Below are 21,588 nucleotides of genomic sequence, written 5' to 3' on the forward strand. Positions count from 1 at the left end.
AGCTACCCATGCCTCGGATCCTCACACGACCGCACTACAGGGCTCGTGCAGCTCCGGCTCAGCCGGTCACCAGGTTGATCGCCACCCCGATCGGCACGGAGGCCGCGAGGCCGGCGACGAGCCACCACAGCTGATCGCGTCGCGACCGTTCCTGCGCCGACTCGATGCGGTCCTGAATCTCCGCGAGGTCGTCCGCGACCAGCATCAGTCGATCATCTACAGGTGACCGGTCGCTCGCGTCACGCCGCTGGGCGCCGATCCGCCGTACCCGGCTCGTCGCCGACAGCGTGAGCCGGTACCGCCGGCGCCGACGCTCGGCGATGCCCGGTTCGGGCGGCTCACCCCAATCCCGGTCCGGCCGGCCCCGCGGTCGCTCCACCGGCACCGGCTCGGGTTGCGGGACGTCACCGCGGACGGCCCCGACGCCGCCGGTCGCCCGATCGGCCGTCCGGTGCAGCTTGAGCCATCGCCGGTCCCGGGACCAGCCGCGCCACCACAGGCCACCGCCTGCGGCGAGCACGCCGATGCTGGCGATGATCGAGGCCACCGCCCAGGCGTCGGGCAGCAGGAATCCGGCCGTGCCGATCGGTATGGCCGCAACGATGCAGGCCTTCGCCGTGGCCCGGCTGCCGACTCTCCGCATGCCCGCCAATTGAACCGGTTCCGGACCCGGTCGGGGACGTTCTGTCCGGGGGGCGACAGAGCCACCGCGCCCCGAAACCGCCTCCCGGGACACTCCATGTGTTGCGTCGGGACTGACCCTGTTCCGGGTGCCGACATGACGGGAGGAACCTTCGTGCCTCCCGTCATGTCGCACTCGACCGAGTCACCCTCGGCGCTGGCCGCCCTCGGTGACCGCGGAGATCACCCGTTTCCGCGCGAGAAGTCGACCGACTCGCCGACAGTCGGGGCCGCGCTGGCGATGTCGTTGACGCAGCGCAGCACCGGGCGGGCGGTCAGCGCCGCCGCATCCAGTGACCCGCCCCCGGTCACCGTGAACGTCACCGACTCACCGGGCAGCAGGGTGACCAGCGCGTCGTCCACCTGCGCGGCCGGGTCCAGCCGGTCCGGGAAGAGGGTCAGGTCGCGCAGCACCGTCCGGGCGGTCACCCGGACCCGCTGCCCGCCGTCGGCCGGCTCGACCGTCGTCTCGTACCGGGCCGCCGGCCAGTCGGCGTCGCGGTCCTCGGCGAAGAACCACAGCGCCCGCTCGGCGCTGTCACCGGCCTCCGCGACCAGCAGCTCCCGCCGGGCGTCCTCCGGCCGCGCCAGGTCCGCCGGCAGTTCCACGGTCACCGCCGAGTACGCCGGGACGTCGAGGTCGACCGAGGTCTTCGCCCTCGGCTCCCCGGTGAGGGTGAGTCGGGTGACCGTGGCCGGCGCGGTCCACGCCTCGCCGGTCTCGTTCACCGCCACCAACGCCAGCCCGCCGTCGCGCGGCTGCACGGTGAGCAGCCGGTCGGCGTACGCCCGGCGCAGCGCGTACCACAGCGGCTTGCGGCGGCCGTCGCCGTCGATCGCCGACCAGGAGGTCACCGGCCAGCAGTCGTTGAGCTGCCAGACGATGGTGCCGGAGCAGACCTCCCGGTACGACCGGAAGTGCTCCACCCCGAGCTGGATCGCCCGGGCCTGGTTGAGCTGGGTCAGGTAGTGCCAGTCGTCGAAGTCGGCCGGCGCCGGCAGGTGCGCGTCCAGCCCCCGCTGGAGCTTCAGATCCCCGTCGATCGCCTTCTGGTGGTGCGCCATGCCCGGTGAGTCGTGCGCCAACGGGTCGTCGGAGATCGACCGGCGCAGCGTCGCGTACGCCGGGGGCGCCTGGTAGCCGAACTCGGCGACGAAGCGCGGCACGTACTCGCGGTACTTCGTGTAGTCGTCGTCGTTCCACACGTCCCAGATGTGCATGGTGCCGTGCGCCGGGTCGTTGGGGTGGATCTCCTCGCGGCCCGACCACGGGCTGCCCGGCCAGTACGGCCGGGTCGGGTCCAGCTCGCCGACGATCCGGGGCAGCAGGTCGAGGTAGTAGCCGCGGCCCCAGGTGCGCCCGGCCAGCGGCTCCTGCCAGTCCCAGTCGTGCCAGCCCCAGATGTTCTCGTTGTTGCCGGTCCACAGCACCAGCGACGGGTGGCTGGCCAGTCGGGTCACCTGCTCGGCGGCCTCGGCGGCCACCTCGGTGCCGAACGGCTCCTCCTCCGGGTACGCCGCGCAGGCGAAGAGGAAGTCCTGCTGCACCAGCAGCCCCAGCTCGTCGGCCAGGTCGTAGAAGTCCTCCGACTCGTACCGCCCGCCGCCCCAGATCCGCAGCAGGTTGATGTTCGCCCCGGCGGCCTGGGTCAGCCGGGTGGCCAGCCGGTCGGAGGTGATCCGGGGCAGGAAGGCGTCGTCCGGGATCCAGTTGATCCCGCGCACGATCACCGGCACGTCGTTGACGTGCAGGGTGAACGGGGTGCCGTGCGCGTCCGGGGTGGTGTCCAGGTGGACCTGCCGGAAGCCGATCCGGCGGGACCACTCGTCCAGGGCCCGGCCGTCGGCGTGCAGGGTGACGTCCAGCCGGTGCAGGGCCTGCTCGCCGTACCCGTGGGGCCACCAGAGCTCGGGGTCGGGGACGGTGAGGGTCAGCACGGCCGTGCGCTCCCCGGCCGGGATCGTGGCCTCGCCGCTGGCCCCGGCCACCTCGGCCACCACGGTCAACGGGGTGTCGGCCGCGCGCTCGACCTCGACGTGCAGCTCCACCCGGCCCTCGCCGTCGGCCACCGTCACCAGTGGACGGACGGTGGCCAGCCGGGCGGTCGACCAGCCGTGCAGGCCGACCTCCTGCCAGATGCCGGCGGTGACCACGGTCGGTCCCCAGTCCCAGCCGAAGTTGCAGGCCATCTTGCGGATGAACTGGAACGGCTCCGGGTACGCGTTGGGCCGGTCGCCCAGCCGGTCGCGCTGCGCCTCGGCGTAGCGGTACGCCGAGTCGAACCGGACGGCGAGCGTGTTCGGGCCGGTGCGCAGCAGCGACCGGACGTCGAACCGGTAGCCGCGGTGCATGTTCTCGGTGCGGCCGACCTCGGTGCCGTTGAGGGTGATCGTGGCGACCGTGTCCAGCCCCGCGCAGACCAGGTCGACCCGGTCCTCGTCGCCCGGCTCCCGGGCGAAGGTGGTCTCGTACACCCAGTCGGTGCGGCCGATCCAGGCCAGCGCCTTCTCGTTGTCGTCCAGGTACGGGTCGGGGATCAGGCCGGCGGCCAGCAGGTCGGTGTGCACGACGCCGGGCACGGTGGCCGGTACCGCCCGGTCGGCGACCTCCGGCGGCACCTCGGGACCCGGTACGGCCCGCAGCACCCAACCCTCGTGCAACGCTTGACGGCTCACAGTGCCACCTCTGATCGCGACTGCGGGGCTCGCAAAACCGGCTCACTCCTCGCGCTCACGACTTCACCGCGCCTTCCATGATTCCGCGGACGATCTGGCGCCCACCGATGAAGAGCATCACCAGCAGCGGAACGGTGGCGATGAACGCACCGGCCAGCACCCGGCGGTAGATCACGTAGTTGCCGCTGGCCAGGTCGGAGATGGCCACCATCGAGGTGGGGAAGTCGGTGCCGCTCAGCGTGATCAGCGGCCACTGGAAGTCATTCCAGGTGGCCACGAAGGTGAGCAGGCCGAGCACCGCCAGGGCCGGGCGGATCGCCGGCAGCACGATGCTGGCGTACACCCGCATGGTGGTGGCGCCGTCGACCCGGGCCGACTCGATCAGCTCGTCCGGGACGGTGTTGACGATGAACTGTCGCATGTAGAACACGCCGAACGCGGTGACCAGGCCCGGGGCGATGACCGCGAGCAGGGTGCCGTTCCAGCCGAGCTTGCCCATCACGATGTAGAGCGCGACGATGCCCAGCTGGTTGGGCACGGTCAGGGTGAGCACCACGAAGAGCATCAGCCCGTTGCTGCCCTTGAACCGCAGCTTGGCGAAGGCGAAGCCGGCCAGCGAGCAGAAGAACAGCACCGAGGCGGTCACCACGGTCGAGACGATGAGGCTGTTGATCAGCGAGGCGGCGAAGTAGACGTCCTGGAGGGTGAAGACCTCCCGGGCGTTGACCAGGAACAGGTTGCTGGGGATCACCGCGGGCGGCAGCTTGGCCAGCGCCTCGTCGTTGTTCGTGGCGATCACGAACATCCAGTACAGCGGGAACGCGGCGAACACCATGGTCACCGCGAGCAGCAGGTACGTCCAGAGGCCGGCCGGCGTGTCCTGCGGCGCCCGGGCCATCGCCGTCGGCCGGCGCCGCTTGGGCGCCGCGACGGGGCGCGGAGGTGCGACGGCGGTCATTTGCGACCTCCGGAGAGTCGGTTGGTCAGCAGGAAGTTGATCCCGGCCACGACCAGGATGATCAGGAAGAGCGCCCAGGACATCGCGCCGGCGTAGCCGAGGTTGAGGTCCTTCCAGCCGACCTTGTAGATGAGCTGGGCGATGGTCTGCCACTCACCGTTCGGGCCGCCGGTGGCGTTCTGCGCGTTCAGGTCGAACAGCATCGGCTCGGTGAACAGCTGCAACCCGCCGATGGTGGAGAGGATGACCGTGAAGACCACCACGGGCTGGATCATCGGCACGGTGATCCGCCAGAGCTGCTTCCACGGGCCGGCGCCGTCGATCGCGGCGGCCTCGTAGACGTCGCGCGGGATGGACTGCATGGCGGCCAGGTAGAGCAGCGCGTTGTAGCCGATCCACTTCCAGTTGACCATCGTGGCGATCGCGATCCAGGAGTGCACCTTGTCGGCCCGCCAGTCGATCGGCGAGTCCGGGCCGCCGATGCCGAACAGCCCGAGCGCCCAGTTCGCCAGGCCGAAGTCGCGGGAGAAGAAGACGCTGAACACCATGGTGGAGGCGACGATCGGGGTGACGTACGGCAGCAGGATGCCGACCCGCCACCAGGTCTGCGCCCGCAGCTGCCGGTTGAGCAGCGAGGCGACCACGAGCGCGAGCAGCAGCTGCGGGATCGAGGAGAGCAGGAAGATGCCGAAGGTGTTGTAGAGCGCGTTCCAGAAGTCCTCGTCACCGAAGAGCCTGGTGAAGTTCGCGAAGCCGGCCCAGTACGGCAGCGTCGGGTCGTCGAGCCGGTAGTTGCGGAGCGAGACGACCGCGTTGAAGATCAGCGGGAAGAGCCCGAAGACGATGAAGAGCAGGAAGAACGGGGCGATCATCAGGTACGGCATGTAGCGCATGTCGAAGCGGTGGAGCCGGTTGCGCCAGTTCAGTCGCCGCTCGTCCGCCCCGGCCCCGCCGGTGCCGCGCCTCGGCGCGGAACGGTGGCTCGACGGCGTGGGCGCGGCACGCGTGGTGGACATGGAAAACACTCCAGGGGGCCGATGGCTGACACGGGGTACGGGTTCGGCGGCGCCGGTGGCGGGGCGGGCGACCCGCCCCGCCACCGGTCAACCGTTGGTCAGGACTTCTCGGCCTTCTGGGCCGCCTTGACCGCCTCGGCCCACGCGGCGTCCGGCTTCAAGGTCTTGTTCTCCACCCGGCGGATGACGTTCTCCACCTCGACCCGGGTCGGGCCGTTCTTCTTGCCCAGGTACTGCGGGGTCAGGCCCTGCGCCATCTTGGGGAAGATCTGCCCCACCGGCGCGTTGTTGAAGAACGGGTTCTTGAAGGTGGCGATCGCCGGGTCCGCGTAGAGCGCCGGCTGCGACGGCAGGTTGCCGACCTTCTTGAAGATCTCGATCTGCTGCTCCGGCTGGACCAGCCACTCCAGCAGCTTGTACGCCTCGTCGACGTGCTTGCCCTGCTTGGGAATGGTCAGGAACGAGCCGCCCCAGTTGCCGCCGCCACCGGGCACCGCGGCGATGTCCCACTTGCCCTGGGTGCCGGGCGCGGTGTCCTTGATGTGGCCGAGCATCCACGCCGGGCAGGCCAGCACGGCGAAGGCGCCGCTGGTGAAGCCCTTGTCCCAGTCGGCCTGGAAGCTCACCAGGTTGGCCGAGAGGCCGGCGTCGATCGCCTTGACGGTGTAGTCGAACGCGACCTTGGGGCCCTGCTCCATCTGGAGCTGCTCCTGGTCGTTGTAGAAGCCGACCTGCTGCTGACCCAGGATCGGGTTGAACAGGTTCGTGCCCGAGTCGACGAACTTCTTCTTGGTCTTGCTGGTGTACTGCTGGCCGACCTCGATGAACTTGTCCCAGGTGGGCCAGAGCGCGGAGACCTGGTCGCGGTCGGTCGGCAGCCCGGCGGCCTTGAACAGGTCGGTGCGGTAGCACATGGCCAGGCCGCCGACGTCGGTGCCGAGGCCGATCTGGGTCTTGCCGTCGGCCGACAGCGACTGCTTCCACTTCCAGGGCAGGTACTTGCTCTCGTACGAGCCGGCGCCCTTGTCGAGCAGGTTGACGAACTTGTCCGACTGGCCGCGGAACTGGACCATGAAGCCCTCGTCGATGGCCGCGATGTCGGCGGCGCCGTTGCCCGCGACCAGCTTCTTCTGCAGGTCCTCGTGCTGGGCGTTGTACTCGCCGGAGTTGAGCTGGATCTTGACGTTCGGGTTCGCGGCCTCGTACTTGGTCTTGAGGTCCTGGAGCCCGAAGTCACCCCAGAAGTTGATCTTCAGAGTCACCGGGCCGTCGCCGGAACCCGAGTCAGTGGTGCTCTTGCCGCTGCAACCAGCGACCATGACGAGGCTGGCAGCACCGGCCACCGCCACGCGGGCCCAGTGGGTCCAGGACCGTTTCATGACATCCTCCGCGCCAAATGGGAACGCTCCCAGGATCGAGAGACGTTGACTGAACCGGATAAGTGAGCCCACCGTACGATCCGCTTCTCACAGTGTCAACGGCCGGTTAACCCCGAGTCCTTCCCGTAACCTTCCGGCGATCTTGGGAGCGCGCCCATGCGTGGTGAAGCGCTCTTTCGCGCAAAAGAACACGGCTCGGGGTAGCGCCGACCGGGCGGGTAGGCCGTACGCTTAACCGCGCAAGTGAACGTTCAGCCATAATGCTGAACGACGATCCGGGCCGGCGCGAGCGCCGCTCCGGGTCGCCGATAGCGTGAGGGCCGCCGGTGACCCCGGCGGCGTGAGACCGGCCCGTGGGGCCGCCATACCGAAGGAGCTCGCCGGTGAAGCGGCCCACCATCGCCGATGTGGCCCGGCGCGCCGGGGTGTCCAAGGGCGCCGTCTCGTACGCGCTGAACGGCCAGCCGGGTGTCTCGGAGGCCACCCGGGCGCGGATCCTGGCCATCGCCACGGAGATCGGCTTCAGCCCGAGCAGCGCGGCCCGGGCGCTCTCCGGCGCCACCGCCAACGCCGTCGGCCTGGCCCTGTGCCGACCCGCCCGGATACTGGGCATCGAGCCGTTCTTCATGGAGCTGATCAGCGGCGTCGAGGCGGAGCTCTCCGCCCGGTCGTACGCGCTGACCCTCCAGGTGGTGGCCGACCAGCAGGCGGAGATCGGGGTCTACCGCCGCTGGTGGGCCGAGCGGCGGGTGGACGGCGTCTTCGTCTGCGACCTGCGCACCGACGACGCCCGGGTGGCCGCCCTGGAGGAGCTGCAGCTGCCGGCGGTGGTGATCGGCGGCCCCGGCCACACCGGGAAGTTGAGCAGCGTCTGGTCCGACGACGCGGCGGCGCTGGTGGAGACCGTGGAGTACCTGGTCGCCCTGGGCCACCGGCGGATCGCCCGGGTCGGTGGACTGCCCTCGCTGCTGCACACCGAGATCCGCACCGACGCGTTCGCCGAGGTGTGCCGGCGGCTCGGCCTGGAGGACTCGGCGACGGTCTGGTCCGACTACACCGGCGAGGAGGGGGCCCGCGCCACCCGCCGGCTGCTCAGCTCCGCCGCCCGCCCCACCGCGGTGATCTACGACAACGACGTGATGGCGATCGCCGGCCTGTCGGTCGCCCAGGAGATGGGCCTGGCGGTGCCCGGCGACCTGTCCATCGTGGCGTGGGACGACTCGCCGCTGTGCCAGCTGGTGCACCCGCCGCTGACCGCGCTCGGCCGGGACATCCCGGCGTACGGCGCGCACGCGGCGCGGCAGTTGCTCCGGGTGATCGCCGGCGAGCCGGTCAGCGGGCTGCAGGACGAGACGGCGCACCTGACGCCGCGCGGCAGCACCGCTCCCCCACGCACGAGGTGAACCGGTTAAGCAATCCACTGAACCGGTCAGCTCACCGACCGATCGGTGGAGCCGGTCAGTGAAAGGCGGACGGGAACTCCGCGAAGTACGCCTCCACCCGCTCCGCGGTGGCCGGTCGGGCCAGCGCGAAGCCCTGCCCGTAACGGCAGCCGGCCCGCTCCGCCCGGGCCAGGTCGGCCTCGGATTCCAGCTCCTGCGCCACCGCGGCGAGACCCAACCGGTCGCAGAGCGTCACCACCACGTCCAGCAGCGGGCGGACCGGCCCGTCCACCGGTTCCGCCGGGGCCCGCACCTTGAGCAGGTCCACCGGGAGCCGGCGGAGCCGGGCCAGCGAGGCGTGCTCGGCGCGGAAGTCGTCCAGCGCCGTGCGCACCCCCGCCGACCGCAGGCCGGCCAGCCGCGCCACCACCGTGGACAGCTCCGCGCCGACCCGCGGCTCGGCCACCTCCACCACCAACCGCTCCGCCGGCACCGCGTGCCCGGCCAGCGCGCCGCTCACCCGGGCCGGAAAGTCCGGCGACAGCAGCTCCCGCGGCGTCACGTTCACCGACATCCAGAGCTGCCGGCCGGCGGCGGCCCAGTCGGCCAGCTGCCGGCAGGCCCGCCCCAGCACCCAGCCGCCCAGCTCGCCGACCAGGTCCAGCTCCTCGGCCACCGGCAGCAGCTCCGCCGGCAGGACGGTGCCCAGCACCGGACTGCGCCAGCGCAGCAGCGCCTCCACCCCGACCGGTGACCGGTCGGCCAGCGACAGCACCGGCTGGTAGACCAGGTCCAGCTCGCCCCGGGCGATCGCCCCGGGCAGCTCGCGCTCCAGGTCGAGCCGGCGCACCAGCTGCTCCTCCAGGTACGCGTCGTACCACTCGACCCGGTTGCGGCCCAGTTGCACGGCCCGGCGGCGGGCCAGGTCCGCCTGCCGCAGCACGTCCTCGGGCGCCTCGCCGGCCAGCTCGGCCAGCCCCACGCTCACCCGCAGCCGGAGCATCGCGTCGGGCACCGGGCACGGCTCGCCCAACGCCGCCAGCAGCTGCCCACCGAGCGCGTACGCCGGCACCGGCCCGGCGTCGGTCACCACCGCGAACTCCTCCGCCGACACCCGCGCCACCAGGTCCCGAGGGCCCACCACGTCCCGTAGGCGGCGGGCGGCCGTTCCCATTGCGACGTCCCGCGCCGACGGTCCGTCCTCGCCGTCGAGCCCGCCGAAGCCGTGCAGGTCGACCAGGAGCAGCGTGCCCGGTTCGGCGCGCCGGACCCCGAGGATCCGCAACAGCTCCGCGCGGTCGAGGAACCCGGTCGGCCGATCGGCGCCGGGCGGACCCTCCGTCCGCCCGGTGCGGTCGGTCGGGACGGGCGACGGGTCCGGAGCGGCTGACCGTTGCCGTGGCGCCACCTCGCGGACGTGCAGCACCACGGCGGCGACCGTCGGCTCGGCACGCTGGTCGCGCACCGTCGACTCGGTCTCCCGCCAGCCGCCGTCCCCGGCGGCCAGCCGGGCCACCAGCAGCGGCGGCTCGGCGCCGGCGCGGAGCGCGGCGAGCAGCTCCCGCGCCGCCGGCGCGTCGTCCGGGTGCAGCAGCTCGGCGAGGGGACGGCCGCGCAGCTCGTCGTCGCCCCACCCGAGACGCGCCGCCGCCGCGGCGGACCAGCTCACCCGCAGCTCGTCGTCGAGTAGCAGGACGACGTCCGGCCCGCCGGTGACCAGCGCGCGGAAGTGCGCCTCCCGGGCGGCCAGCCGGCGGATCCGGCGCCGGTGGTCGGCGGCGGCGAGCAGCTCCCGGCCGACCAGCGGCCCGACGGCGGCCCACCCGAGCAGCACGGCGTCCGGCGGGATCGAGCCGACCACCCCCAGTCGGAGCAGGGCGGCGAGCAGGATGACCGCGGCCGGAGCGGTGATCCGGGGCCAGGGCCGCGCCGGGCCCTCGCCGCGCGGCGGATCGCCGGCCGCCACCCGGGTCATCCCGGCGGCGGTGAGCAGGGCACCGACCATCAACGGCGGCACCGTGGTCAGCAGCAGCGGATCCGGCGCGGCGGCTGCCAGCAGCGCCACCAGGCCGGCCAGCCCGGTGAGGGTGGCGGCCGCGCCGGCCCGGCACAGCGCGGCGCCCGGGCGGCTGCGGCGCTGCGCCACCGCGCTCACCCCGAGCGCCGCCAGCCCGACCGCGCCGGCCAGGGTGACCACCCGGACCCCCGGCGGCACCGGCCCGGGCGGCACCAGCAACCGGCCGGCGAAGGCGAGGGCGGCGCCGAGGGCCAGCATGTCGACGGCCCGGCGCAGCCGCTCCGCCGGCGCCAGCCGAGCCTGGCCGGGCAGGGCGAGCAGTCCGCCGCCGTAGGCGACCGCCGCGGCGACCAGCCCGGCCGTGGCGACCTCCGCGCGGTTCGCGCGCGCGGCCAGCGGCAGCACCGCGACGGTCATGCCGACGATCGCCACGGCGGTGTCCAGCAGCGCGGCCGCGTGCCGGGCCCGGCGGTCCCGGCGGCCCCCGCCGCGAGCGCCGGCCAGCCGGGAGAGCCGGATCCCGGCCAGGGCGCAGGCCGCTGCGGCGGCCGGGGTGACGGCGGCCAACGGCGGCAACGCGCCGGCCAGGGCGGCACCGGCCAGCAGCGCGGCCAGCGCGAGCACCCCGGCCACGGCGGGCCGCGGAGGGCGGAGCAGGTACGCGAGGGGCACGGCGGTCGCCTTCGTGAGGGGACACGGGGGCGGTGCGGCGGCGCGAGGTGCGAGGTGCCGGACGGATCTCCGACACCTCACAGCCGCCAACGAGCGGCCAGCCCTCCGGTTACGGGCCCGGCCCGTGACGCAGGTCACCGCCATGGCCGCCGTCACCGGGCGACCGCCCGACCGGTCGTTGGCCGCCCCGGAGTGGGATCATCGACGGGTGAGTAGTTCCGACGCCATCCACTTCCGGTTCAACCAGGCCATCCTGGTCGCCGCGATCGTCGCCTTCATCGGCGCGCTCCCGCTGGCCACCGCCGAGTGGTACCTGCTGCCGGTGCTGCTCGTCCCGCTTGCCGTCGCCGTCTGGGCCTGGCGGGCCGGCACTGACGCCGACGCCCGCGAGCTGCGGCTGCGGGCGCTGGTCGGCGGCCGCCGCATCCCGTGGGAGCGGGTCGCCGAGCTGACCACCGACCCGCGCGGCCGGGCCGTCGCCCGGCTTGACGACGGTCAGCAGGTGGTGCTTCCCGCGGTCCGCGGCGCCGACCTGCCCCGGCTGGTGGCCGCCACCGGCCAGACCCTGCCGGGTGTGCGCTGACCGCCCCCGGCTCAGTAGCCGTCGACCACCGTGTTGGTCAGTGACTCGCCCGCGGCGTACCGGCGCAGCTGCGCACCGACCAGCGCGTACGCCCGGGGAAGCAGGCCGCGGACCGAGCCGGCGACGTGCGGGGTGAGCAGCACGTTCGGCAACTCCCACAGCGGGCTGTCGGCGGGCAGCGGCTCGGGATCGGTCACGTCCAGCGCGGCCCGCAGCCGGCCGGAGGCGAGCTCGGCCACCAACGCGTCGGTGCGCGCCACCGGCCCCCGGGCCGCGTTGACCAGCAGGGCGCCGTCCGGCATCGCGGCGAGGAACTCCGCGTCCACCAGGCCACGGGTCAGCGGGGTGAGCGGCACCAGCAGCACCACCACGTCCGCCGCGGGCAGCAGCCGGGGCAGCTCGTCCACCCCGTGCACCCCGTCCGCCGGGCGGGCGGAGCGGGCCACCCGGGTGAAGCTCACCCCGAACGGGGCGAGCCGGGCCTGCACCGCCGCCCCGATCGAGCCCGCGCCGACGATGAGCACCCGCTTGCCGGTCAGCTCGTCGGTCGGGGTCACCCGGTCGTACGCCCACTCGCGGCGGGCCTGGGCGCGGGCCATCGCCGGGAAGTTCCGCAGTTGGGCCAGGATCGCGGTGACCACCCACTCCGCGGTGCCGGCGTCGTGCACGCCCCGCGCGTCGCACAGCGTCACCCCGGGCGGCGTCCGGCCGACCCAGGCGTCCGCGCCGGCGGAGAGCAGCTGCACCACCGCCAGGTCGGGCAGCCGGTCCAGCATCGCGGTGGCGTCCGTACCGGCCAGGAACGGCGGCACCCAGAACCGCACCCCGGCCGGATCCGAGGGCGGGTCGGCCGGGTCGGTCCAGGCCTGCACCGTGACCCCGGCGGGCGGCTCCCCCAGCAGGTCGATGCCGATCTCGTGCGGAATCCAAGCCTTCACGCCCGCCGACGATAGCGACCACGTCCGGCCGGGTGCGGGCGGCCCCGAGCAGACCGTCGACCGCGATCGGTGCCGGGCCCGGGCGGGTCGCGGCCGTGGCCGGCACCGCGCCCGGGCGGGTATAACCAAGGGTCGGAGCGCCGGTCGGCGTGCCGTCCCCGTCGAGACAGGTGGCCGATGACCGCGCCCTCCCCGGGTCGCCCCGAGCGAGCGCCCATCGTCGACATCGCGGCGCTGACCGATCCGGCGCGGCTGCGCGCGCTGCTCGACACCGGCCTGGACGCCCAGCCGGACGAGGCCTTCGACCGATTCGCCCGGTTGGTCAGCGACCTGCTGGACGTGCCGGTGGCGCTGGTCTCCCTGGTGGACGAGGACCGGCAGTTCTTCCCCGGCATGGTGGGGCTGCCCGACCCGTGGGCCGAGCGACGGCAGACCCCGCTGAGCCACTCCTTCTGCCAGCACGTGGTGGACATCGAGGTCCCGTTGGTGCTGCCGGACGCCCGGCTCTACCCCCGGGTCCGGCACAACCTCGCGGTGCCCGATCTGGGCGTCGTGGCGTACGCCGGGATGCCGCTGACCGACCTGGACGGTCGGGTGCTCGGCTCGCTCTGCGCGATCGACAGCAAGCCGCGGGCCTGGACGGCCGGCCAGCTGCGCACGCTGTCCGACCTGGCCGCCGCCTGCTCGTCGGAGCTGCGGTTGCGGATCGCCCTGGACGCGGCGCAGCAGGCCCGGCACGATGCCGAGGAGGCGCACGAGCGGCTCAAGCTGCTCGCCGGGCTGAGCGAGACGCTGACCGGGACGCTGGACGTGACGGCCACCGCGACCCGGCTGACCGAGGCGGTGGTGCCGCTGCTGGCCGACTGGGCCCTGGTCACCCTGGTCGACCGGGAGGGCGGGGCGCGCAGCGTCACCGCCGTGCACCGCGACCCGGCGTACGCCGCCGAGGTGGCCCGGTTCGCCGCGCTGATGCCGACCCGGCTGCGCGCCGAGTCGATCACCCACACCGTGCTGCGGACCGGCCAGCCGATGTTGGGCAGCGCCGCCAGCCTGGACGACGTGCGCCGGGCCAGCGCGGATCCGGAGATGACGACGCTCGCCGATCGGCTCGGCTTCGGCTCGCACCTCACGGTGCCGGTGCCGGCCCCCGGGCGGGCCACCGTGCTGGGCACCATCACCCTGGTCAACGCCCCGGAGCGCCGCCCGTTCGACGACGGTGACCTGCACACCGCCCTGGAGATCGGCCGCCGGGCCGGGCAGGCGGTCGGCATCGGCTGGATGTACAGCGAGCAGCGGCACGTGGCCGAGGTGCTGCAGCACAGCATGCTGCCGACGCTGCCGGAGAGCCCGCGGGTGGAGCTGGCCGCGCGGTACCAGCCGGCCGCCGACCGGGTCGAGGTGGGCGGCGACTGGTACGACGCCTTCGTCCAGCCGGACGGCGACCTGATCGTCGCGATCGGGGACGTGGCCGGGCACGACATCGAGGCCGCCGCCACCATGGGTCAGCTGCGCAACCTGGTGCGGGGCAACGCGTACGGCCGGACCGACCCGATGGACGAGCTGATGAGCCGGCTGGACGGGGCGATCTCCGGGCTGCGCATCCCCACCGCCGCCACCGCGATCCTGGCCCGGCTGCGCCCCGACCCGGCCGGCGGTCTCTCGGTCAGCTGGTGCAACGCCGGCCACCCGCCGCCGCTGCTGCTCGCCGCCGACGGCGCGGTACGCGTGCTCGACGGCCGCCGGGAGCCGCTGCTCGGGTTCCGCCGGCCGGTCGACCGGACCAGCCGGACGACCCGGCTGCACTCCGGCGACACCCTGCTGCTGTTCACCGACGGGCTGATCGAGCGGCGGGACCGGCCGGTCGACGAGGGCACCGCCGAGCTGCTCGACCGGGTGGCCGGCACCGCCGCGCTCTCCCCCGACGGCCTGTGCGACCTGCTGCTGACCGCCGCGGACAGCCGGGAGGACGACATCGCCCTGCTCGCCGTGCGGGCCCGCTGACGCACCGAACCGCACCGGGGCGTCGGGCGGTCACCGACTCCCCGGGCGGGGGCGGCGCCGCGGGCTAGGCTTGGCCGGGTGAGCATCCGTCCCCCGTACCGATGCACCGGCCGTGCCCGCGCGGCCCTGGCGGCCGCCTGCGCGGCGCTGCTGCTGACCACCGCCGGGTGCAGCTTCGGCCAGCCCGCCCCGGACCCGGCCGGCGAGCCGCCCAACCTGCCCACCCCGTCGACGTCGGCCACCTCCGGGGTCGGCCAGCAGGTGGTGGCGACCGTGCTGGCCAAGGGCCTGCGGGTGCCGTGGGGGATCGCCTTCCTGCCCGACGGCGCGGCGCTGGTCACCGAGCGGGACAGCGGGCGGATCCTGAAGGTGGGCCCGGAGTCGAGCCAGGAGGGGCTGACCGTCACGCCGGTGCAGACCGTGCCGGGCGTCGCGGCCCTCGGCGAGGCCGGCCTGCTCGGGATCGCCGTCTCCCCCGGGTACGCCAAGGACCGCACGATCTTCGTCTACTACACCACCGAGCAGGACAACCGGGTCGCCCGGCTGACCATCGGCGGCACCCCGAAGCCGATCCTCACCGGCATCCCGAAGGCCGGCAACCACGACGGCGGCGGCCTCGGCTTCGGCCCGGACGGGCAGCTCTACGTGAGCACCGGCGACGCCGGTGACCGGGACGCCGCGCAGGACCGCAAGAGCCTCGGCGGCAAGATCCTGCGGATCACGCCGGACGGCAGGCCGTCGACCGGCAACCCGTACCCGGGCTCGCCGGTCTGGTCGCTCGGGCACCGCAACGTGCAGGGCTTCACCTGGGACGCCGGCAAGCGGATGTACGCCGTGGAATTCGGCCAGAACACCTGGGACGAGATCAACCAGATCAACGCGGGCGGCAACTACGGCTGGCCCACCGTCGAGGGGCAGGCCGGCGACTCCCGGTACGTCGACCCGATCGTCCAGTGGCGCACCACCGACGCCTCCTGCTCCGGGCTGGCCGCGGTGAAGCGCCTGCTGGTCACCGCCTGCCTGCGCGGCGAGCGGCTGTGGCTGGTCGAGCTCACCGACACCGGCAGCGTGCTCGGGCAGCCGCGCGAGCTGCTGACCCGCAGGTACGGCCGGCTGCGGGCGGTGGCGGCCGCCCCGGACGGCTCGGTCTGGGTCTCCACGTCCAACCACGACGGGCGGGGCCAGCCGGTGCCGGAGGACGACCGGCTGCTGCGGCTGGTCTTCGCCGACGGCGGCGCCGGCCGCAGCTGACCCGCACCGACCGGGCCGCCCCACCGTCGTGGCGGCGCTTCCCGGCCGGCCCGCGCGACCGTTCCCGGCGCGGACGGGCGCGCGTCGCCCGGGTTTGCCAAGATCTTCGACTGGGCAGGTCAGAATCTCAGCATGGACGGTCAGCAGAACGAGCAGCGCGAGCCGGCGGACGGCGACGTCCCCGGCCGGCGTGAGCGGGACCGGCGGTCGTGGCGTCCAGGTGCGGGCCGCCTCGCCCGCTCCGGTCGGGCCCGCCGGGCCGCGCTGGTGCTGGCGGTGCTCGCGGTCGGCCTGGCCGGCGCGGTGCTCGGGGTGCTGGCCGGCGGGCGGGTGGACACCGACATCGGGCCGTTCCGGGCCAACCTGTCCATCGCCCCCGCGTGGACGGGCAGCACCACCGTCGACGTGCCGCCGCTGGGCGCGCTGATCCTGAACAGCCACGACGGGCCGACCCACCTGACCGTCCGGCTCGGCGCGCTCGACCAGAGCCGCACCGAGGCGTTGATCGACGACCCGGCCGGCATCAGCCGGGCCAGCCAGTCCGCCGTGGAGGACGTCCGCAACGGCGCGATGCGGCTCGGGCTGCGTACCCTCGGCTCGGCCGTGCTGGCCAGCCTGCTGCTGGCCGCGCTGGTCTTCCGGGACACCCGCCGGACGGCCTGGGCCGGCGGGACCGCGCTGGCGGTCACCGCCGGCAGCCTCGGGCTGGCGGTGGCCACCATCCGCCCCGAGTCGATCGACGAACCGCGGTACGAGGGCCTGCTGGTCAACGCGCCGGCGATCGTCGGCGACGCGCGGAAGATCGCCAACGACTACACGAAGTACTCCGAGCAGCTCCAGCGGATCGTCGGCAACGTCAGCCAGCTCTACACCACGGTGTCGGCGCTGCCGGTCTACGAGCCCGCGCCCGGCACCACCCGGGTGCTGCACGTGTCGGACATGCACCTCAACCCGACCGGGTGGCAGCTGATCCGCACCGTGGTGGAGCAGTTCAACATCGACGTGGTGATCGACACCGGGGACCTGACCGACTGGGGCAGCGAGCCCGAGGCGTCGTACGTGGGCTCGATCGGCCTGCTGAAGAAGCCGTACGTCTACATCCGCGGCAACCACGACTCGGCCAGGACGGCGGCGGCCGTGGCGCAGCAGCCGAACGCGATCGTGCTGAACAACTCGACCACCACGGTGGCCGGGCTGACCATCGCCGGCATCGGCGACCCCCGGTTCACGCCCGACAAGGAGACCTCCCCGGCCGGCAGCGGCCTCACCAAGCAGGTCGCCGACCAGGTGATCGGGGCGGGCGACAAGCTGGCCGGGACGGTCCGCGACTCGCCGCGGAAGGTGAACATCGCGCTGGTGCACGACCCGGCCTCGGCCGGCCCGCTCTCCGGCACCTGCCCGTTGGTGCTGGCCGGGCACACCCACGCCCGGCAGGTGTCCCGGCTGCCCGAGGTGCCAGGGCAGCAGCCCACCCAGTTGATGGTGGAGGGTTCCACCGGTGGGGCGGGGCTGCGCGGGCTGGAGGGTGAGAAGCCCACCCCGCTGTCGATGTCGGTGCTCTACTTCGACCCGCAGAAGCTGCTCCAGGCGTACGACGACATCACCGTCGGCGGCACCGGGCAGGCGCAGGTCAACCTGGAGCGGCACGTGGTCAAGGACCCGGCGCAGGGCGCGCCGGTGCCGGTCACCCCCACCCCGACCCGCTGAGCCGCACCCGGCCGCGCGGCCGTGCGGCCGCACGGCCGGGTGCGGTCGCCGGTGGCGGCTCCGCCTCGCCCGCCGGTGACGCTACGCAACGAAGGGCCCGCTGCCGACCCGGCCCTGCGCCCCGCTTTGCTCTGCCGCCATCGACGCGACAGGCACGCAGCGCTACCGGACGCCGGTGGAAGCGAATCGCGTCCTACCTGTTCAACGCCGGTGTCGCCGATATGGCAGCAGAGCAAAGCCTGGTGCTCTTCGCCACGCGGCCGGACGGGCTGTCACCCTGCGCGACGACTACCGTCCGTACCACAACATCGCCCGCCCCCGACGGGGCCGACCGGGGCTCAGCGCAGGGACAGCGCGGCCAGGGCGGCGTTGACGATGCTGCCCGGGCGCAGGTCGTGCAGCTCGTACAGGTCGCGGACGCTGCCGGACTGGCCGAACTCGTCCACCCCGAGCGGCACCGCCGGGGCGCCGAGCGCCGAGCCGAGCCAGGCCATCGCGTGCGAGGCGGCGTCGTGCACGGTCACCACCGGCACCCGGTCGGCGAAGGCGGACCGCAGCGCGCCGGGCACGCTCGGCACGGTCGCGGTCCGGACGCCCTGGCGCAGGGTCCGCTGCCAGGCCCGGTAGAGCCGGTCCAGGCTGGTCACGTCCACCACGTGCGCGGCGACGCCCTCGTCGGCCAGCTCCGCGGCGGCGGCGAGCACCTCCGGCAGCACCGCGCCGGAGGCGGCCAGCTGCACCACCGGGGCGTCGGCCAGCTCCGGATACGCCTGGTGGGCGTCGACCAGCCGGTACGCCCCGGCGACCACCTGCCGGCGCAGCACCGCGTCGCCGAGCCGGGCTCGGGCCGCCTCGAACGGCGCCTGGTCGATCGGCCGGGTGCTGAGCCGGAAGTAGTACGCCCCGTCCTCGGCCGGCGCGGCGGTGGCGGCCGGCGTCGTGCCACCGGCGATCTGCCCGAGCGCGTCGCAGAGCAGCCAGTCGAGGCTGCCGGCGTACGCGGGTTCGAGGAAGGTCACGCCGGGCAGCTCCAGGCCGACCGAGGCGGTGATGGTGGACTGGTGCGCGCCGCCCTCGGGGGCCAGCGTGACGCCCGACGGGGTGCCGGCCACCACGAACCGGGAGCCCGAGTAGGTCCCGTAGAGGAACGCGTCCAGGCCGCGCAGCACGAACGGGTCGTAGACCGTGCCCACCGGCAGCAGCGGCTGCCCGGACAGGTCCCACGAGAGGCCGAGCTGGCCGAGCAGCAGGAACAGGTTCATCTCCGAGATGCCCAGCTCGATGTGCTGCCCGGCCGGGCTCTCCGTCCAGCGCAGCATTCGGTCCTCGGTCCAGGAGCGCTGCTCGGTGGGGGCGAAGACACCGGTCTTGTTGATGAACCCGGCGAGGTTGGTGGAGGTGGCCACGTCCGGCGCGGTGGTCACCAGGTAGGGCGCCACGGCCGGGTCGCGGGCCAGGTCGACCAGCACCCGGCCGAAGACCTCCTGGGTGGAGACCGGCTTGTTGACGCGTACCTTCGTGGTTTCCGGGACGGTGACCCCTAGCGCACGCTCGCGCGGCGCGCGAGACAGCGCCTCCCGGCGCTCGCCGGCCCGGATGCCGGCCTCCGACGCCGGGTCGAGGCGGTCCCACTCGGTCTCGCGGGTCAGGCCGTGCGCGGACCGCAGCGCGTCGACCTGCTCGGTGCTGAGCAGCGCGGAGTGGTTGCGCGGGTTGCCGGCGATCGGCAACCCCCAACCCTTCACCGTGTACGCGAACACCACGCTGGGCCGGTCGGTGACCGCGTCGCACTGGGCGTACGCGTCGAGCATCGCGGCCAGGTCGTGGCCGCCCAGGTCGGTCACCAGCGGGCCCAGCTCGGCGTCGGAGACGTCGGCGATCAGCTCGCCGATGCCGGCGGGCGCGCCGTCCAGGAACTGCTTGCGCAGCTCCGGCCCGGCCAGCCCGAACAGCGACTGGTACTGCTCGTTGGGCATCCGGTCGATCCAGTCGCGCAGCGCGTCACCGCCCGGCCGGGCGTACGCCTCGGCGAGCTTGCGGCCGTACTTGACCTCCACGACGTGCCAGCCGGCGGCCTCGAACTGGCCCCGCCACTGGTCGATCCGGATGCCGGGGACCACCCGGTCCAGCGACTGGCGGTTGAAGTCGACCAGCCACATCACGTTGCCCAGCCCGGTGGTGGCCGGGTCGGCGACCGCCTCCCAGATGTTCCCCTCGTCCAGCTCGGCGTCGCCGATCAGCGCCACGAACCGGGAGTGCGGGCGCTGCCCGAAGTGCGCGTCGACGTACCGCCGGGTCACCGCGGCGAACAGCGGCGCGGCGGCCCCCAGGCCGACCGAGCCGGTGCTGAAGTCCACCTCGTCCGGGTCCTTGGTGCGGGACGGGTAGGACTGGAGGCCGCCGCGCGCCCGCAGCTTCGGCAGGTACGACCGGTCCAGGTTGCCCAGCAGGTACTGGATGGCGTGGAACACCGGGGAGGCGTGCGGCTTGACGGCGACCCGGTCCGCGGCGTCCAGGTGGGCGAACCAGAGCGCGGTCATCGCGGTGACCAGGGACGCGCTGGACGCCTGGTGCCCGCCGACCTTCACCCCGTCGCCGGTGTCCCGGTCGTGGTTGGCCGCGTCCACGATCCGGGTGGCGAGCCAGAGCACCCGCCGCTGGATCTCGCCAAGAACCTCAAGCTCACGCTGCTTCACGGTGACTCCATCCGGGCGTCGCCGTTGACGCCCTCGCGAGGGGGTGGCGCGGGTCGCGCGCGTACCCGAGGGAAGCGGCGAGGGCCGCCGCCGGGTTGCGACGGCGGCCCTCCCCGGGGTGGCTCAGCCCTGGGCGCCGAGGCGTTCCAGGATCAGGTCACGGACGGTTTTGGCGTCGGCCTGGCCGCGGGTGGTCTTCATGACGGCGCCCACCAGGGCGCCGGCGGCGGCGACCTTGCCGCTGCGGATCTTGTCGGCGATGCCCGGGTTGGCGGCGATCGCCTCGTCCACCGCGGCGGTGAGCGCGCCGGTGTCGGAGACGACCTCCAGGCCGCGGTTGGCCATGATCTCGGCCGGCGAGCCCTCGCCGGCCACCACGCCCTCCAGCACGGTACGGGCCAGCTTGTCGTTGAGCTTGCCCGCGTCGACCAGGCCCTGCAGCTCGGCGACCTGGGACGGGGTGGCGCCGATGTCGGCCAGCTCCACACCGGACTCGTTGGCCCGGCGGGACAGCTCGCCCAGCCACCACTTGCGGGCGGCGGCCGGGGTGGCGCCCGCGGCCACGGTGGCCTCGATCAGCTCCACCGCGCCGGCGTTCAGCACCGACTGCATGTCCGCCTCGGACAGGCCCCACTGCTCCTGCAACCGGCGGCGGTGCAGCCGGGGCAGCTCCGGCAGGGCGGCCTTCAGCTCGGCCACCCAGGCGGTGTCCGGCGCGAGCGGGACCAGGTCCGGCTCCGGGAAGTACCGGTAGTCGGTGGCGGTCTCCTTGGACCGGCCCGGCCGGGTGTCCCCGGTGTCCTCCTGGAAGTGCCGGGTCTCCTGGGTGATCTTCCCGCCGGCGTCCAGCACCGAGGCCTGGCGCAGGATCTCCGAGCGGACCGCGCGCTCCACCGAGCGCAGCGAGTTGACGTTCTTGGTCTCGGTGCGGGTGCCCCACTCCTCGCCCGGCTTGTTCAGCGAGGTGTTGACGTCGCAGCGCAGCGAGCCCTCCTCCATCCGGACGTCGGAGACGCCCAGCGAGCGCAGCACGTCGCGCAGCTCGGTCACGTACGCCTTGGCCACCTCGGGGGCGAGCGCGCCGATGCCGGGGACCGGCTTGGTGACGATCTCCACCAGCGGGATGCCGGCCCGGTTGTAGTCGACCAGCGACTCGGTAGCGCCGTGGATCCGGCCGGTGGCGCCGCCGACGTGCAGCGTCTTGCCGGTGTCCTCCTCCAGGTGCACCCGCTCGATGCCGATCCGCACCAGCTCGCCGCCCACCTCGACGTCCAGGTAGCCGTCGAAGCACAGCGGCTCGTCGTACTGGCTGATCTGGAAGTCCTTCGGCATGTCCGGGTAGAAGTAGTTCTTCCGGGCGAACCGGCACCACTCGGCGATGGAGCAGTTCAGCGCGAGGCCGATCCGGATGGTCGCCTCGATGGCCGCCTTGTTGGCCACCGGCAGCGAACCCGGCAGGCCCAGGCAGACCGGGCAGACCCGGGTGTTCGGCTCGCCGCCGAAGTCGGTCGGGCAGCCGCAGAACATCTTGGTGTTCGTGCCCAGCTCGACGTGGGTCTCCAGGCCGATCACCGGTTCGTAGCGCGCGACGACCTCGTCGTACGCGGGCAGTGTCGTCGTCATCTGAGCTC

The 21,588-nt window shown here is 73.6% G+C and carries 14 protein-coding genes; 5 read left to right on the forward strand and 9 right to left on the reverse strand.

Annotated features, from left to right (window positions below; translation table 11 throughout):
- Positions 1–58 precede the first annotated feature (58 nt).
- From ACFY3U_RS01795 to ACFY3U_RS01815, 5 genes are all read right to left on the reverse strand, one after another.
- The gene (locus tag ACFY3U_RS01795; protein ID WP_387193190.1) at positions 59–643 is read right to left on the reverse strand and encodes a hypothetical protein; all 585 of its coding nucleotides are present in this window, start codon (positions 641–643) and stop codon (positions 59–61) included.
- 221 nt (positions 644–864) lie between these two features.
- Positions 865–3,357, reverse strand: coding sequence for a glycoside hydrolase family 2 protein (locus tag ACFY3U_RS01800; protein WP_387193193.1), 2,493 nt, complete (start codon positions 3,355–3,357; stop codon positions 865–867).
- Positions 3,358–3,412: 55 nt separating this feature from the next.
- Positions 3,413–4,255 carry a carbohydrate ABC transporter permease gene (locus tag ACFY3U_RS01805; RefSeq protein WP_387194118.1) on the reverse strand — a complete coding sequence of 281 codons (843 nt, stop codon included), beginning with the start codon at positions 4,253–4,255 and terminating at the stop codon, positions 3,413–3,415.
- Between the two features lie 56 nt (positions 4,256–4,311).
- Complete coding sequence (locus ACFY3U_RS01810; protein ID WP_387193197.1) at positions 4,312–5,331, reverse strand: carbohydrate ABC transporter permease; 1,020 nt, start codon at positions 5,329–5,331, stop codon at positions 4,312–4,314.
- A 98-nt stretch (positions 5,332–5,429) separates the two neighbouring features.
- Positions 5,430–6,710 (reverse strand): ABC transporter substrate-binding protein, encoded by a 1,281-nt coding sequence (locus ACFY3U_RS01815; RefSeq protein WP_387193199.1) that lies wholly within the window; start codon positions 6,708–6,710, stop codon positions 5,430–5,432.
- Positions 6,711–7,093: 383 nt separating this feature from the next.
- On the opposite strand from ACFY3U_RS01815, the gene ACFY3U_RS01820 reads away from it, so the two are divergent.
- The gene (locus ACFY3U_RS01820; protein WP_387193202.1) at positions 7,094–8,113 is read left to right on the forward strand and encodes a LacI family DNA-binding transcriptional regulator; all 1,020 of its coding nucleotides are present in this window, start codon (positions 7,094–7,096) and stop codon (positions 8,111–8,113) included.
- Positions 8,114–8,168: 55 nt separating this feature from the next.
- Here the strand turns inward: ACFY3U_RS01820 and ACFY3U_RS01825 are convergent, their stop codons facing one another.
- Positions 8,169–10,781, reverse strand: a complete 2,613-nt coding sequence (locus ACFY3U_RS01825) for a putative bifunctional diguanylate cyclase/phosphodiesterase (protein ID WP_387193205.1) — start codon at positions 10,779–10,781, stop codon at positions 8,169–8,171.
- A 208-nt stretch (positions 10,782–10,989) separates the two neighbouring features.
- Between ACFY3U_RS01825 and ACFY3U_RS01830 the strand changes: the two genes are divergently transcribed.
- Entirely contained in the window at positions 10,990–11,364 is a 375-nt protein-coding gene (locus tag ACFY3U_RS01830; protein WP_387193207.1) for a PH domain-containing protein, read from the forward strand.
- Between the two features lie 11 nt (positions 11,365–11,375).
- Here ACFY3U_RS01830 and ACFY3U_RS01835 read toward each other — a convergent pair whose 3' ends face one another.
- On the reverse strand, positions 11,376–12,302 hold the full coding sequence (locus tag ACFY3U_RS01835) for a 2-hydroxyacid dehydrogenase (protein WP_387193210.1): 927 nt from the start codon (positions 12,300–12,302) through the stop codon (positions 11,376–11,378).
- A 177-nt stretch (positions 12,303–12,479) separates the two neighbouring features.
- On the opposite strand from ACFY3U_RS01835, the gene ACFY3U_RS01840 reads away from it, so the two are divergent.
- The 3 genes from ACFY3U_RS01840 (at position 12,480) to ACFY3U_RS01850 (ending at position 17,261) form a co-directional block, all read left to right on the forward strand.
- Entirely contained in the window at positions 12,480–14,303 is a 1,824-nt protein-coding gene (locus ACFY3U_RS01840) for a SpoIIE family protein phosphatase (RefSeq protein ID WP_387193213.1), read from the forward strand.
- Between the two features lie 78 nt (positions 14,304–14,381).
- Complete coding sequence (locus tag ACFY3U_RS01845) at positions 14,382–15,554, forward strand: PQQ-dependent sugar dehydrogenase (RefSeq protein WP_387193216.1); 1,173 nt, start codon at positions 14,382–14,384, stop codon at positions 15,552–15,554.
- A 132-nt stretch (positions 15,555–15,686) separates the two neighbouring features.
- On the forward strand, positions 15,687–17,261 hold the full coding sequence (locus tag ACFY3U_RS01850) for a metallophosphoesterase (RefSeq protein ID WP_387193219.1): 1,575 nt from the start codon (positions 15,687–15,689) through the stop codon (positions 17,259–17,261).
- 338 nt (positions 17,262–17,599) lie between these two features.
- Here the strand turns inward: ACFY3U_RS01850 and ACFY3U_RS01855 are convergent, their stop codons facing one another.
- Together ACFY3U_RS01855 and gatB are read right to left on the reverse strand one after the other, a co-directional pair.
- Positions 17,600–19,957, reverse strand: a complete 2,358-nt coding sequence (locus ACFY3U_RS01855) for a pyruvate dehydrogenase (protein ID WP_387193222.1) — start codon at positions 19,955–19,957, stop codon at positions 17,600–17,602.
- A 123-nt stretch (positions 19,958–20,080) separates the two neighbouring features.
- Positions 20,081–21,580, reverse strand: coding sequence for an Asp-tRNA(Asn)/Glu-tRNA(Gln) amidotransferase subunit GatB (gatB, locus tag ACFY3U_RS01860; protein WP_387193225.1), 1,500 nt, complete (start codon positions 21,578–21,580; stop codon positions 20,081–20,083).
- Positions 21,581–21,588 lie beyond the last annotated feature (8 nt).

This window comes from Micromonospora sp. NPDC000089 (assembly GCF_042899365.1).
Classification (GTDB): Bacteria; Actinomycetota; Actinomycetes; order Mycobacteriales; family Micromonosporaceae; genus Micromonospora.